The sequence below is a fragment of the Arcobacter denitrificans (SeqCode) genome, assembly GCF_048571185.1.
GTDB lineage: Bacteria > Campylobacterota > Campylobacteria > Campylobacterales > Arcobacteraceae > Arcobacter > Arcobacter denitrificans.
In genome coordinates this window covers 1,424,258-1,439,792 of record NZ_CP182350.1, presented here as the reverse complement: position 1 = coordinate 1,439,792, position 15,535 = coordinate 1,424,258, and the positions used below count along the sequence as shown (strand labels likewise).

Annotated in this window: 13 protein-coding genes; 9 read left to right on the top strand and 4 right to left on the bottom strand. The window is 30.1% G+C overall.

The features are described from left to right. Positions 1 to 4: 4 nt before the first annotated feature. Positions 5 to 859 carry a menaquinone biosynthesis prenyltransferase MqnP gene (gene mqnP / locus ACNI28_RS07200; protein ID WP_419763595.1) on the bottom strand — a complete coding sequence of 285 codons (855 nt, stop codon included), beginning with the start codon at positions 857 to 859 and terminating at the stop codon, positions 5 to 7. Between the two features lie 112 nt (positions 860 to 971). On the opposite strand from mqnP, the gene ACNI28_RS07195 reads away from it, so the two are divergent. The 4 genes from ACNI28_RS07195 (at position 972) to rsmI (ending at position 4,509) form a co-directional block, all read left to right on the top strand. Next, on the top strand, positions 972 to 2,498 hold the full coding sequence (locus ACNI28_RS07195) for a carbon-nitrogen hydrolase family protein (protein ID WP_419763594.1): 1,527 nt from the start codon (positions 972 to 974) through the stop codon (positions 2,496 to 2,498). 13 nt (positions 2,499 to 2,511) lie between these two features. After that, positions 2,512 to 3,390 carry a tRNA (adenosine(37)-N6)-dimethylallyltransferase MiaA gene (miaA, locus tag ACNI28_RS07190; protein ID WP_419763593.1) on the top strand — a complete coding sequence of 293 codons (879 nt, stop codon included), beginning with the start codon at positions 2,512 to 2,514 and terminating at the stop codon, positions 3,388 to 3,390. An 86-nt stretch (positions 3,391 to 3,476) separates the two neighbouring features. Continuing rightward, the gene (rpmE, locus tag ACNI28_RS07185; protein WP_298750409.1) at positions 3,477 to 3,677 is read left to right on the top strand and encodes a 50S ribosomal protein L31; all 201 of its coding nucleotides are present in this window, start codon (positions 3,477 to 3,479) and stop codon (positions 3,675 to 3,677) included. A gap of 16 nt (positions 3,678 to 3,693) precedes the next feature. Further along, positions 3,694 to 4,509, top strand: a complete 816-nt coding sequence (gene rsmI, locus ACNI28_RS07180; RefSeq protein WP_419763592.1) for a 16S rRNA (cytidine(1402)-2'-O)-methyltransferase — start codon at positions 3,694 to 3,696, stop codon at positions 4,507 to 4,509. A 1-nt stretch (position 4,510) separates the two neighbouring features. Here the strand turns inward: rsmI and ACNI28_RS07175 are convergent, their stop codons facing one another. Further along, the gene (locus ACNI28_RS07175; RefSeq protein WP_419763591.1) at positions 4,511 to 6,490 is read right to left on the bottom strand and encodes a methyl-accepting chemotaxis protein; all 1,980 of its coding nucleotides are present in this window, start codon (positions 6,488 to 6,490) and stop codon (positions 4,511 to 4,513) included. A gap of 112 nt (positions 6,491 to 6,602) precedes the next feature. On the opposite strand from ACNI28_RS07175, the gene rlmB reads away from it, so the two are divergent. Genes rlmB through ACNI28_RS07150 form a run of 5 tightly spaced genes read left to right on the top strand, consistent with a single transcriptional unit; the run spans position 6,603 to position 11,998 of the window. Then, on the top strand, positions 6,603 to 7,295 hold the full coding sequence (gene rlmB / locus ACNI28_RS07170) for a 23S rRNA (guanosine(2251)-2'-O)-methyltransferase RlmB (RefSeq protein ID WP_419763590.1): 693 nt from the start codon (positions 6,603 to 6,605) through the stop codon (positions 7,293 to 7,295). A gap of 11 nt (positions 7,296 to 7,306) precedes the next feature. Next, positions 7,307 to 8,128 carry a hypothetical protein gene (locus ACNI28_RS07165; RefSeq protein WP_419763589.1) on the top strand — a complete coding sequence of 274 codons (822 nt, stop codon included), beginning with the start codon at positions 7,307 to 7,309 and terminating at the stop codon, positions 8,126 to 8,128. Between the two features lie 2 nt (positions 8,129 to 8,130). Continuing rightward, on the top strand, positions 8,131 to 9,339 hold the full coding sequence (locus tag ACNI28_RS07160) for an LL-diaminopimelate aminotransferase (RefSeq protein ID WP_419763588.1): 1,209 nt from the start codon (positions 8,131 to 8,133) through the stop codon (positions 9,337 to 9,339). 8 nt (positions 9,340 to 9,347) lie between these two features. Further along, positions 9,348 to 10,610, top strand: a complete 1,263-nt coding sequence (locus ACNI28_RS07155; protein WP_419763587.1) for a homoserine dehydrogenase — start codon at positions 9,348 to 9,350, stop codon at positions 10,608 to 10,610. A 32-nt stretch (positions 10,611 to 10,642) separates the two neighbouring features. After that, positions 10,643 to 11,998 (top strand): MATE family efflux transporter, encoded by a 1,356-nt coding sequence (locus tag ACNI28_RS07150; RefSeq protein WP_419763586.1) that lies wholly within the window; start codon positions 10,643 to 10,645, stop codon positions 11,996 to 11,998. Between the two features lie 26 nt (positions 11,999 to 12,024). On the opposite strand, the gene ACNI28_RS07145 is transcribed toward ACNI28_RS07150, so the two are convergent. Continuing rightward, positions 12,025 to 12,336 carry a hypothetical protein gene (locus ACNI28_RS07145; RefSeq protein WP_419763585.1) on the bottom strand — a complete coding sequence of 104 codons (312 nt, stop codon included), beginning with the start codon at positions 12,334 to 12,336 and terminating at the stop codon, positions 12,025 to 12,027. A gap of 77 nt (positions 12,337 to 12,413) precedes the next feature. After that, positions 12,414 to 15,533, bottom strand: a complete 3,120-nt coding sequence (locus ACNI28_RS07140; RefSeq protein ID WP_419763584.1) for an efflux RND transporter permease subunit — start codon at positions 15,531 to 15,533, stop codon at positions 12,414 to 12,416. Between the last annotated feature and the right edge of the window lie 2 nt (positions 15,534 to 15,535).

Below are 15,535 nucleotides of genomic sequence, written 5' to 3'. Positions count from 1 at the left end.
TATGTTAAAATTTATCAACTACAATAAAAATAAAGAATATAATCCCTAAGTAACCATTTACTGTAAAAAAAGCTTTATCTATTTTTCTAAAATCTTTATTTACTAAATAGTGTTCATAACTTAACATTATAGCACTAACAATAACTGCTAAATATGCAAATAAATCGCCATCAGAATTAATTACAAATAAAAGCCAAAAAAAGACTGTAAAACTATGTGCTATCTTTGAAAAAAGCATCGTTTTTTTAGCACCAAATTTACTAGGAACAGAGTGAAGCCCTAGTTTTTTATCTACGTCTATATCTTGCAGTGAATAGAGTAAATCAAATCCTGCAACCCAAAACATTACCCCAAAACTTAAAAAAACTGACCACAAGGTAATCGTTTGGCTAACTGCTACAACACCTGCAATTGGAGCTAGTCCCAAAGAGACACCTAAGATAAGATGGGCTAAATATGAAAATCTTTTAAAATATGAATATGAACCAATCACTATCAAAATAGGAATTGATAAAATCAAAGCCAATTTATTTACTAAAAATGCAACTATTATAAAGCCAGCTGCATTTAGTAGAGTAAATGACAAAATAGAGTTAGCTGATAATCTTCCATCAACATTTGGTCTGTTTGCTGTTCTTGGATTTAAAGCATCAATATCTCTATCTAAGTATCTATTGAAACCCATTGCAAAATTTCTAGCAGTTAGAGCTGCTAATACACCTAAAAACAGTAAGTTCCATCCAAACCAGCCATTAGCTGCTACAACCATTGCTATAAAGATAAAAGGAAGGGAAAAAATAGAGTGTTTAAACATCACAAGTTCATTAAAATCATTAAGTTTTTTCAATATATTATTCATGTGGCGCATTTTATCAAATAATTTATTTGAAAGATATTTTGCGTTTAATTGTTTTATATGTAAATATCAAATAATATAATATAATCTATTTACACAAATCACAGGAATAAGTATGGATATAAAACATATAGATAAAATCGAATTAGTTTATTTAAAAAAAGAAAATCATAATAGTATTTGCACCTTAATGGAAGATGAGTATAGACATCTTGATGATTCAGCATGGAGTAAAGATGAGTATGAAGCTCTAATTGAAAAGTTTCCAAATGGGCAGGTTGCTATAAAAATCGATGGTGAGTTTGCAGGTTTTGCACTTAGTATTATCGTTGATTATACAAAATTTGATGATTCTCATAGCTATAAAGAAATCACAGGTAACTATTCTTTTGATACCCATAATGACAATGGAAATATGCTTTATGGAGTAGATGTTTTTATAAATAAGAAATTTCGAGGGCTAAGACTTGGACGAAGATTATATGATTTTAGAAAAGAGCTTTGTGAAGAACTTAATCTAAAAGGAATAATTTTTGGAGGAAGGATTCCAAACTACTCTAAATACGCCAATGAAATAACACCAAAACAATATATTCAAAAAGTAAAAGAGAGAGAAATCTATGACCCAGTGCTTAATTTCCAACTTTCAAATGACTTCTATGTAAAAAGAGTTATAAAAAACTATCTAGAAGGTGATGTAGATAGTAAAGAGTATGCTTGCTTACTTGCTTGGAATAATATATATTATGCAAAACCAACAATTAAACCAATGGCACAAAAAAAAGTCATAAGACTAGGACTAATACAGTGGCAAATGCGACTTTATAAAAATTATGAAGAAGTAATAGAACAAGCTGAATATTTTATCGATGCAGTATCTGGATATAGAAGTGACTTTGCACTTTTCCCAGAGTTTTTTAACGCACCTTTAATGGCAGAGTTTAACCATCTAAGTGAAGCAGATGCCATACGAGAGCTTGCAAAATATACAGAAAAGTTTAAAGAAGATTTCTCAAGACTTGCTATTGCTTATAATATAAACATTATCACAGGAAGTATGCCAGAACTTATCGATGGAACTCTTAACAATGTAGGTTTTGTATGTAAAAGAGATGGAGAGATTGAGAAATATGCCAAAATACACGTAACACCTGATGAACAAAAAGTTTGGGGATTAAAAGGCTCAGATAAAATAAAAGCCTTTGATACGGATTGTGGGAAAATTGGAGTATTGATTTGTTATGATAGTGAGTTTCCAGAACTAAGTAGATTACTTGCAAAAGAGGGGATGGATATACTTTTTGTACCATTTTTAACGGATACCCAAAATGGTTACTCAAGAGTTAAAATATGTGCACAAGCAAGAGCCATAGAAAATGAGTGTTATGTAGCAATCGCTGGTTGTGTAGGGAACTTACCAAAAGTTGAAAACATGGATATACAATATGCCCAATCAGCAGTATTTACTCCTTGTGATTTTGCCTTTCCTGCAAATGGGGTAAAAGCAGAATCAACACCAAATACAGAGATGATACTTATAGCAGATGTGGATTTGGAACTTCTTACTGAACTTCATAGTTTAGGTAGTGTAAACAACCTAAAAGATAGAAGAACAGATATTTATGATGTTATAAGAGTATAGGAAACCAAGGTTTATGAAAGAAATAGCAATCATAGGTGCAACAGCTTCAGGAAAAACTGGTTTATCAATAGAGTTAGCCCATAAAACTAACTCTATAATCTTATCGCTTGATTCACTTTCAGTTTATAAAGAAATAGATATTGCTTCTGCAAAACCTACACTTAAAGAGCGTGAGGGAATCGTACACTTTGGTATAGATGAAGTTTTTGTAAATGAGAGTTTTGATGTGGTTGAATTTCTAGAGTGTTATAAAAAAGCTAAAAACTATGCAAAAACAAATAATAAGAACCTTATTATCGTAGGTGGTACAGGTTTTTATTTAAAAATATTAATTGAAGGAATAAGTGAGGGCGTGGGAGAAGATGTAGAACTTGATATGCCCCATGAAAAGATTTACAAATTACTTTTTGAACTAGATAAAAAACATATGGAAAAAATTGCTTCAAATGATAAATATCGTATCCAAAAAGCATACTCTATTTATAGAAAAAGTGGATTAACCCCTACTCAATATTTTTTGGAAAACCCTAAAAAACCCATATCTCCTAAACTTAAACTTTTTGAAATATATTGGGAGAGAGAAGAACTTAAAAAAAGAATAGCACTTCGTACAAAACAGATGATAAACGACGGTGTTATTGATGAAGTTCTTTTTTTAGAAAAAAAGTATACAAGAAAGCCAAATGCTATGAGCTCTATTGGTATTATTGAAACCTTAGAGTATATTGATGGAAAACTTACAAAAGAACAATTAGAAGAAAAGATTAGTTTAAATACCGCTAAACTAGCCAAAAGACAAACTACTTTTAATAAATCTCAATTTAATCAAAGACAAGAAACAAATATTACAGAGAACTTAAATTCAGATATTTTTAAGTATTTTACAGTATAATCCCAATCTTATTTTAAATATTTAATAAAGGGCGACAAATGAGACGCGACCTTTTGTTACATATTACATAATTAAAAGGAAACAACGTGAGAAAAGAAATTCACCCAGACTACAAAGCTTGTACAATAACTTGTTCTTGTGGAAATACTTTTGAAACAAGATCAAATGTTGAAACATTGAGAATCGATATTTGTTCAGCTTGTCACCCATTCTTCACAGGAGAGCAAAAAATCGTTGATGCTGCTGGTAGAGTAGAGAAATTCAAAGCTAAATACGCACAAAAATAAGACCACAAGTCTTATTATGCTTACTTTAGTTCCAACTCCAATAGGAAACTTAGAAGATATCTCTAAGCGTGCACTTGATGCCCTATTGGAAGCGGAACTAATTTTTTGTGAAGATACAAGAGTCACAAAAAAACTCCTAACACTTTTTGCTTCAAAATACAATCTAAATTTTCCATGTACAGATTTCAAATCATTTCATTCGCACAATGAACAACAAGTTTTAAAAACTCTTACAAAAGATACCTTTAATAAAAATATTGTCTATGTAAGTGATGCAGGTATGCCTTGTGTTTCTGACCCAGGAGCCTCTTTAGTAGAGTTTGCCATACAAAATGATATAAAATATGATGTAATCCCTGGAGCCAATGCAGTTTTAACAGCTTTTGCAATGAGTGGATTTGAACATACAGAATTTACTTTTTTTGGTTTCTTGGCCCACAAAGGAACTGATCGAAAAGAGAAACTACAAAAAGTAATGAATAGTGATGTTTTACCTATTTTATATGAATCTCCACACAGACTTTTAAAACTTTTAGAAGAGTTAAAAGATATAGATGAAAATAGAACTGTTTTTTTAGCAAAAGAGCTAACAAAACAGTATCAAAAAACTTTTAAAGATAGTTCTCTAAACTTATATAACAAATTAAAAGATACAAATATAAAAGGTGAATGGGTGGTAATTGTGGAGCCTGTTGCTACAAGTGGGAGAAATTTGGATATGAAAGATATTGAAGAACTTGATTTACCACCAAAAGTTAAAGCAAAACTTCTTGCAAAACTAACTGGTGATAAAATCAAAGATATTTATCAAAAACTTTTAGATAATAACTAAACTATTCTTTTCCTTCTAAAATTTCCAATTCACCTTGAATATCTTCTATAGCTTTTATACTTAAAATTAATTTATCAAAACTTGCTTTTTTATCTCCAATAAAATTATTACTGTGATTTGAACTATCATTGATTTTTTCAATAGAAGAATTTATATCTTCTATATTTGAAGATATTTTTTGTAATTTCTCACTTGCATCAGTGATAGAAATAGATATAGAGTCAATCCCTTTTATAGCAACATCAACTGATTTATTACTATCACTTAGACTTACTTGAGTCCTTTGGGCAAGTTTTTTTACCTCATCTGCAACAACTTTAAATCCTTTTCCAAATTCTTCCGCTCTTGAAGCCTCAATTGCAGCATTTAGTGCTAAAAGATTTGTTTGAATTGCAACTTCTGAGATAGCTTTTAAAACATTTTTAATATCTGCTGCATTTTTAGTTAACTCTTTCATATCTTCTACCAAAATTGTATTTGACTCAACATTAGCTAATATTTCACTTGTGAAAGAATCAAATCTTTTTGTTACATCTTCAATTACAACATTTCCCTCTTTTGTACTATTATAAACAAAGTTTAAAATATTTACCATATCTTGAATAAGTGGAAAAGTATCTTTAAGGTTATCTACAACAGTAGTTCTAACCCTTGAAAAGAGTTGATACTGATTTATCTCTCTTTGTTTAAAATAGCGACAATATGAAGCATATTTATCTACAAAATTATCTGCATAATCATCATAGAAATCATCATTTTCTTCTACATTATAAAAAAATAGTGCTGTCAAAGTTTGATTTATATTCAAACCTAATAACTCTCCAAAAGTAGAACATCCTGCAAGAGGAATGTCGTTGAAAGTTTTTATTCCATTTAGATTATTTGCATTGAATAATCTTCTTAAAATACAATCATTAAATATGGCACCTATTGGTTTATTCTTTTTACTTGAAGAAAACTTTCTATAATCGCTCTCTGTTTGGTAAGTAAACTCTTTATTTTTTACAAGATATAAAATATCACCAAATGCAATATCACAGAAAAAAGAGATATTTTTATTTTCAATATCTACATTTGCCACAGATCTAATATATATTTCATTTTCTACTTTTATTGCAAAATTATAATCCCCTAGTACTTTAGGTAGATTTTCTAATTCACAGTTTAAAGCTGAACAAAGAGCATCTACAAAACTTACTATCTTATTGTCACTTGTTCTTAACACACTTTGTACACTTCTATTTAAAACATTTGATTGTGCTACTAAAAATGCTTTTTCAGTTACTTCACAACTTTGAGATTTAAATACTCCATATTTAATATTTGGTTTTAATTTTATTAGAGTCATAACTGCTTTATGTCTTACTGCTTGGCTATTATTATAAATATATGTCTCTTTAAAATCTAATTTACCACCAGCTGAACCACCTATTAATAAACATGGGATTTTTCCACTTTCATATACTGCTTCTGTAAAAAAACTCTCACTATTTGATAAGCCATCAACTAATGTCAAAGCAAAAGTATCTGTATGGTTTATTTTAAAGGGTATATTTAATTTGTCTATTTCATTTTTGATATTTTCAATTCTATTTTTATGGGATATTGTTTGGGAAGTAATATCTTCACTAAATAATGGAATACTAAAAACTTCAACTTTATCAATAATCTCATCACTAAAGCTTTGTAAAACAATATTATTCCAACTTGAACTTGCATCATGGTATAAAGAGTCTCTTTTTTCATTTAGATTAAAAGTACAAAGTTCTCCTGCAGTTGTTGATAAGACTACTTTTGTAGAACTTGGAAAGAACTCTCTTATTTTAGAAGATATCTCATTAAAATTTATATGAGGAGAGATAAATCCTAATACTAATTTTGGAGCATGTTCTCCAAAAAACAATTCTTCTAGAAGTAAATCATTTAAATTTGAATTATCTGTACTTAATACTTTTAAAAAGTTTGTGTTAAATTCTGCCATATCATCTCTTTTTTTCTTTAATTTTACTTTAATTTTATAGCCTAAATATAGCGAAATGAAAAATTAATTTGACAAAAGATAATTATCAACATATTTTGGATAGAATCCCCCTATGATAATATATGGCAAACAAATAGTTTTATACGTTTTAGAGAATCATCCTTCAATCATTGAAGAGGTTATGTTTTCTAAAGAATTAGATAAAAAGATTTTTTCAAAGTTTTTAAAACTTGGTAAAAAAATAATCAGACTTGACAATAAAAAAGCCCAATCTTTGGCAAAAGGTGGGAATCATCAAGGATTTTTTCTAAAACTAAAAGAAGAGTTCGATTACACTCCAATAAACGAAATGAAACAAAACAATTTTATAGTAGTGCTTGATGGTCTTACAGATGTGGGTAACATTGGAGCAATCACAAGAACTGCTTACGCACTAGGTGTTGATGGAATAGTTGCTTCTGGAGTAAAATCACTGAATGAAGCAGGTGTTATACGAACTAGTTCTGGTGCTATGCTAGACATGCCATTTTCTTTGTATCCAAACTCTTTGGATCTTGCAAATGAGCTAAAACAGTGTGGTTATGCACTTATTGGTGCAACAATGAATGGAACAGATTTAAAAAAATATGGAACCATCACAAAAGAGGATAAAGTTGCACTTTTTCTAGGAAGTGAAGGGGAAGGTTTATCTAATAAGATTATTAGTAAATTGGATTTAAAAGTTTCAATAGGTATGGAAAATAACTTTGATTCTTTAAATGTTTCTGTTGCAGCTGGTATTTTAATATATAATTTAATGAAATAAAAGAGAAGATAATGATAAAAAAAATTTTAATTTCTATTTTTTTAGTAATAAGTTTAAATGCAAATGAGCTATTAAATCAAAAGATTGAAAACTTTATAGGTACACAAAACTATCTAACACATAAAAATTTAATAAATTTTATCTTTAAAAAAGAGTACCAATACACAACAGTAGATGGACTCAATTATCAAACTATATTAAAAACTTTAAAAGATAATGGACTTTTAAACTTAGCCTTTAACAATCCTAAAAATATAGAAGTTACTTTTAAAATAAATAGTAATCCTGTAAAATCATTTAAGATATTAAAAGATACTTTAAAATCTCTTGGTTATTACTACTATTTTACAAAACACACAGTATATGATGGAACTGAAAGTTTAACTTGGACAATAAAGTTGAAAACTGAAGCCGCCATTGATCCTTTGGTATTGTCAAATGAGCTATTTCAACATGACTGTAGAGTATTGGATATAACAAAAGAGAATAATGATAAATGGACTTATGAATTAGATACAACAAATGCTTCATTATTTGATGCAACATATATCACAAATAATGAAAGAGTAGCTTTTTCTAAACCTTTATCTCCTTATTTTATAAGAGTTGATAAAGCAAGTAAAATATACATAGTAAGTAGAACACTAAACAGATGGCTACCTTATGTTGTTTTTTATGATGAACACTTGAATATACTAAAGGTATCAAAAGAGGAAAAAGTTTATAGAAATATCACACTTTCTATACCAGAAAATACAAAATATATAAAAATAACAGACTTATACACGCTATTTAATATCAAGCGTGGATTAAGTGTAGTAATCAAGGAGTAAATGTGTTCCCCGAAATTGAATTTGAAAGAATGAAAAGACTTCCAAACTATGTGTTTGCAGAAGTTAATAATATAAAAATGGAAGCTAGAAGAAAAGGTGAAGATATCATAGATTTCTCAATGGGAAATCCAGATGGTCCTGCACCTCAACATATTATTGATAAATTAAAAGAGACAGCAGATAAATCAAAAAATCATGGCTATAGTGCAAGCGCAGGAATTTATAAACTTAGACTTGCTATTTGTAATTGGTATAAAAGAAAATATGGGGTTGATTACTTAGACCCTGATAAACATGCCGTTGCAACAATGGGAAGTAAAGAAGGGTATGTTCATTTAGTACAAGCAATTGTAAATGTTGGTGATGTAGCTGTTGTTCCAGATCCTACATATCCTATTCACTCATATGCCTTTATGTTAGCAGGTGCTGCGATTCATAATTTTGAATTGCCATTTGGTGAAGGTTTTGAAGTAGATGAAGAGTTGTTTTTTGAAAGATTAAATAAAACACTGAAAGAGTCTATTCCAAAAGTAAAGTATGTTTTAGTTAACTTCCCACATAACCCATCTTGTGCAACAGTTAGACCCGAGTTTTACCAAAGATTAGTTGATCTTGCTAAAAAAGAGAGATTTTATATCATCTCTGATATTGCTTATGCAGATATTACTTTTGATGGATATAAAACTCCATCAATCTTCCAAGCTGAGGGTGCAATTGATGTTGCTGTTGAATCATTTACTTTAAGTAAATCATACAATATGGCAGGATGGAGAGTTGGTTTCATGGTTGGTAATGAGAAACTAATAGGTGCTTTAAAAAGAATCAAGTCATGGCTTGATTATGGTATGTTTACACCTATTCAAGTAGCAGCAACAATTGCACTTGATGGTCCACAAGATTGTGTGGCAGAACATATTGCAAAATATAATTATAGAAGAGATGTTATGCTTGAAGCATTTAAAGATGCTGGTTGGGAAATGAATAAACCAAATGCCTCTATGTTTATTTGGGCAAAAATCCCTGAAAAAGCCGCACATCTTGGAAGTATGGAGTTTTCTAAACAACTTCTTACAGAAGCAAAAGTAGCAGTAAGTCCTGGTGTTGGATTTGGACAATATGGTGACCAATATGTAAGAATTGCTTTAATTGAGAATGAAAAAAGAATTAGACAAGCAGCAAAAAATATAAAAAAATATTTAAATAGTTTATAGGATAAAAAATGTTAAAAGTCGCAATTATTGGTGTAGGAACTGTTGGTGCAAGTGTAGCAAACATATTAAAAGATAACAAAGATATTATAACCGCACGTGCAGGTATTGAAATTGTCCCTACTATTGGTGTTGTAAATAATTTAAGTAAAAAAAGAGATGTAAGTATTGAATTAACAAATGATATTGATAAAGTTTTAGAAGATGACTCTATTGATATTATTGTTGAACTTATGGGTGGGATTGAAAAGCCTTATGAAGTGGTAAAAAAAGCCCTTTTAAAAGGCAAAGCAGTAGTTACAGCCAATAAAGCTCTTCTTGCTTATCATAGATATGACTTAGAGAAACTTGCAGGAAATATACCTTTTGAATATGAAGCAGCAGTTGCTGGTGGTATTCCAATTATCAATGCCTTAAGAGATGGATTAACAGCTAATCATATCCAATCTATTAGAGGGATTATGAATGGTACTTGTAACTACATGCTTACTAAAATGATAAATGAAGGTGTAGACTACGATACTATTTTAAAAGAGTCTCAAGAGTTAGGTTATGCAGAAGCTGACCCTACTTTTGATGTTGGTGGTTTTGATGCAGCGCATAAACTTCTGATTTTAGGTTCTATTGCTTATGGTATTGATGCAAAACCTGAAGATATTTTAATTGAAGGTATTCAAGATATTGATACTCCTGATATTGATTTTGCAAATGAGTTTAACTATACAATCAAACTTCTAACTATTGCTAAAAAAATAGGAAGCCAAATTGAACTTAGAGTTCATCCTGTATTTATATCAAAAGATGAGATGATTTCAAAGGTTGATGGAGTTATGAATGGTGTTTCTGTAATTGGAGATAAAGTTGGTGAAACTATGTATTATGGACCAGGGGCCGGTGGTGATGCAACGGCAAGTGCTGTTGTTGCAAATATTGTAGATATTGCACGACGAGGTAAAGGTTCACCAATGTTAGGATTTGAAAGTGATAATAAAGAAAACCTAACAATTATGCCAAAAGATGAAATAGAGACTAAATACTATTTAAGACTTAGAATTGAAGATAAAGTTGGTGTTTTAGCAAAGATTGCTACTATTTTAGGTGAAAATGAGATATCAATAGAAAAGATGATTCAAAAACCATTTAATAAAACATGTGCTCATCTTTTACTTTCAACTCATACTTCTATTGAAAAGAATATTCACAAAGCAATCTTACAATTAGAAAATTCTAAGGTTGTTACAATAAAACCTGTAATGATAAGAATCGAAGACTAAACTATACAATATACTTCAAGTAAGGAATACTTTTGAATAAAACACAACACTTGCTTGAAGCTCCCATTCCAAAACTTTTAAAAGAGTTAGCAATACCTGCAAGTACAGGTATGTTTTTTAATACTATGTACAATGTAGTAGATACTTTTTATGCTGGCCTTATTTCAACCCAAGCAATAGCAGCCTTGTCTTTATCTTTTATGATATTTTTCTTAATTATTGGTTTTGGATATGGTTTTTCATCTGCAATTACAGCACTCATTGGGAACTCTTTTGGAAGAAAAAAGAATCATCTTGCCTCCATATATGCCCACAAAGGTATTAGCTTTTTAATTATTCTTGGAATTCTTTTTTCTATTATAGGATTCTTTACAGCTCCCTTACTATTTAAAATCCTTGGGGCTGAAGGGCAGTATCTTGAAATATGTTTAGAGTATATGAATATCATACTTTTAGGGGCAGTATTTTTTATGACAAACTTTTCATTAAATGCCATCCTAGTTTCAAGAGGAGATACAAAAACATATAGAAACTCTTTGATTTTTGGTTTTTTTGCAAACTTGGTTTTAAATCCCCTTTTTATCTATGGTTTTTGGGTTATTCCGGGTATGGGAATAGCAGGAATTGCCTTTGCAACTGTTTTAATCCAAATCATAAATATGTTTTATATGCTCTATAAAGTCCTACAAACAAAAATTATACACTTTGAAAGACTAGAATACTATTTACCAAACTTTAGAGTTTATAAGGCTTTTATTAAACAAGGAACACCATCAAGTCTCAATATGCTAACAATGGCTTTTGGTTCTATCATTCTTACTTATTTTGTAACTCACTATGGATATAAAGCAGTAGCTGGGTATGGAATTGGATTTAGAGTAGAACAACTTATGTTATTACCAGCCTTAGGTCTGAGTACTGCAGTTCTATCATTAGTTTCAAATAATTATGGAGCAAAACAATTTAATAGAGTAAAAGAGATTGTTTTATTGGCTTTTAAATATGGCTTTATAATATCGACTTTTGGAATTACTTTTCTTTATATATTTGGAAAACTAATAATTTCACAATTTGATGATGACTTAGGTGTTGTTCAATATGGATTTGACTACTTACTTATAGAAGTTTGGGTATTTTATGCTTATGTTGTTCTTTTTGTTTGTGTTTCAACACTTCAAGCAATAAAACAACCCAAGATGATATTTTACATAGGAATTTATAGACAAATAATAGCTAAAACACTTGTCTCATATCTTATTGTAAAGTATTTTGAACTTGATTATATATATTTGTTTGTAGGTATGTTTTTTATGATTTATTCTGCTGCAATATTTGCTTATTTTTATACGATGTATAAATTGAAAGTATTATGTAATATTAGAGTGTAGAAGTCTACACTCTATATTTGTCAGTTTCACCCACATTTACCTGTTCCACATGAACCTTTAGCTTTGTTTCCAGATTTTTTCATCATGTCACCTTGTTTTCCATGCGACTTAGCATCTTTCATAGAGTCACCACATTTTCCTGTTCCACATGATCCATTCTTTTTCATCTCTTTTTTCATCTCTCCACCACATTTACCAGTTCCACTTGAAGCATTTTTTTTCATCTCTTTTTTAGAGTCTCCACATTTACCCATGTTATTAGAACCCATGTGATTATCTGCAAACGCAACCCCAGCAGTAAATAGTAGCGCAGCTACTAACATCATAATTTTTTTCATACTCAATCCTTTTTTGTTTGATTTACAAGTTTAACAATTCTATAAAATCTTTGTGTACTTTTTGTGTAGTTGTCTTTTTAATGGGACAACTCTTGTTCTAAGATTTTATCTTTTCTTTTTAAAGCAAAAATGTAAAATATAGAAGGGATAATAATAAGTGTCAGAAAAGCTGAACTTACCATTCCACCAATCATTGGTGCTGCAATTCTTTGCATCACTTCACTACCTACTCCATCAATATACATAATGGGTATCAATCCACCCAAAATAGCAAAAAGTGTCATAAGTTTTGGACGAAGCCTTAAAACTGCCCCTTTATATATAGCATGGAAAATATGCTTATCATCATCTAGAGATATACATTTATCTTTTAATTCTACCATAGCTTCGTGTAAATATACAAGCATTACAATAGAAGTTTCTGCTGCAACTCCAAGCAAAGCCAAAAATCCGACTATTACGGCAATAGAAATATTAAAGTTTAAAAAGTCTAAATAAAATATCCCTCCTGTAATTGCAAAAGGAAGAGTAAAAAATATTATTATTGTATATGAAATATTTCTTAGTGCAAAAAAGATAAGTAAAAATATAATTACAAAAGTCAAAGGAATAATATAAGCTAACTTTTTCATTGCAGATTCTAAATACTCACTTTGCCCAGCCCACTCATAATAAAAACCTGAAGGCAGTTTTATCTCTTTTAAAAGCTCTTGTGCTTTATCTTTATACTCTTTTACTGATACATCAGCTTTTGGCGTAATATATATAAAGTTTACATTTAAAGCCTTTTCAGATTTTATTACAGAAGGTCCCTCTTCATATCTTAAGCTTGCAAACTCTTTTAAAGGCTGAAAACCAAGTTTTGTTTTTACTTGAAGGTTTTCCAAAGAAGTTATATCTTCCCTTTGAGTTGTTTCATATCTTAAGCTAATTGGATATCTCTCCAACGCATCAAGATATGTGGAAATTTTAGCTCCCGCAACTCCTAAAGAGACAGTTGATAAAATATCATTTTTTGTAATCCCATATCTAGATAACATCTCTTCATCTAAATCTATATTTAAATAGTATCCTGAATTTATCTTATCGGAAGATACAGATAAAGTCTTATCAAACTTTTTAAGCTTTTGCTCTATTTTTAAGGCTATTGACTCTAAGTTTTGGTGATCATTTCCATATAGTTTTATTCCTAAAGGAGTTCTAATACCTGTTAAAAGCATATCAATTCTTCCTCGAATTGGATATGTCCATGAATTAATTAGCCCTGTGACTCTAAGTTTTTCATCCATCTCTTGCATTAACTTTTTATAAGTCATACCCTCTCGCCATTGATCTTGGGGCTTAAATTGAATGATTGTTTCTATCATTGCAAGTGGAGCAGGATCTGTTGCAGTATCTGCCCTACCTGCTTTTCCAAATACAGTATCTACTTCAGGAAATGATTTTAAAATCTTATCTGTCTTTTGTGTAAGCTCTTTTGCTAAATCAACTCCAATACCATAGGGAGTTACAGGCATATACATAAAAGTTTGTTCATTCATCATAGGCATAAATTCCCAGTTTTGTTTTTTATAAACTGGATATGCCAAAATCAAAGTTCCTACAAATATCAAAACAACTAAATATCTAAATCTTAAAGACAATTTTAACAAAGGAGAGTATAAGGCAATAAAGAATCTATTTATATAATTCTTCTTCTCATCCATAATTTTTCCACGAATAAGAAATATCATCAAAATAGGTACCAGTGTAATAGATAAAATGGCACCTGAAATCATAGCAAATGACTTAGTAAAAGCTAAGGGAGAAAAAAGTCTTCCCTCTTGTCCTGTCAAAGCAAATATTGGTAAAAATGAAACCACAACCAAAATCAAAGCAAAGAAAATAGGACGACCTACTTGTTTTGCTGATTTTATGATGATTTTTATTCTCTCTTCATTGCTTATATTTTCTTTTCCCTGTAGGTGTTTATGGGCATTTTCTACCATTACAATACTTGCATCAACCATAGCACCAATTGCAATAGCGATTCCACCCAAACTCATAATATTTGAGCCCATTCCAAAGAGTTTCATACAAAGAAAAGTAAATAAAACAGTTAGGGGCAAAGTAATGATTATAATCAAAGCACTTCTAAAATGAAATAAAAATAAAGCAGTAACCACCATAACAATAATTGACTCTTCTAATAAAGTATTTTTTAATGTATCAATTGCCTTATCTATTAAAGAACTTCTATCATAGGTTTCCACAACTTCAACATCATCCACTTGTAGAGTTTTTAGCTTCTCTTTAACAGCTTTTATAACCTTGTATGGGTTTTCACCAAATCTTACTACAACAATTCCCCCAACTGTTTCTCCTTCACCATTTAAATCAGCCATTCCACGTCTGTTTGATGAAGTTATATTTACCGCTGCTATATCTTTTATCTTTAAAGGTGTTGAGCCATAAGTTTTAACAGTAATATTTTCTATATCAACTACACTTTGTAAATAACCTTTTGCTTGAATCATCTGCTCAAAGCCATTTTCTAAGATAATACGACCACCTTTTTCATCGTTATTAGCGGTAAGAGCTTTTTTTACTTTATTGATATCAAGATTGTATTGAACTAACTTATCTTGATCTAATGTAATTTCATAGTTTTTTATAAAACCACCAATTGAAGCTATTTCAGATACTCCATCTACCCCTAAAAGTGCATATTTATAATAATAGTCTTGCAAAGTTCTAAGCTCTTCAAGGGATTTTGTTTTTGATTTTAAAACATACTCATATGCCCAACCAACACCTGTAGCATCAGGTCCAATTGCCACATCAACTCCAGCAGGAAAAGTTCCTTGTAGTTGTGAAAGTTGTTCTAATATCCTATTTCTAGAATCATAAAGGTCTGTTCCATCTTTAAATATTATATAAATAAGAGCATTTTGAAATGAACTCATGGCTCTTACCGTATCAATATTTGGTAAACTCATCAAATTTGAAATAAGAGGATAAGAGACTTGCTCTTCTATTGTTTTGGGACTTTGTCCTGCCCATTTTACTTGGACAATAACTTGAGGAGGAGAGAGGTCTGGAAGGGCATCTAGAGAGCTGTTTTTAACAGCCCAAAAAGAAGCAACAGTTAAAATAAGTACTGCAAATAGAACTAAAAACTTATTTTGTACACTTTTGTTTATTATATATTCAACCATAG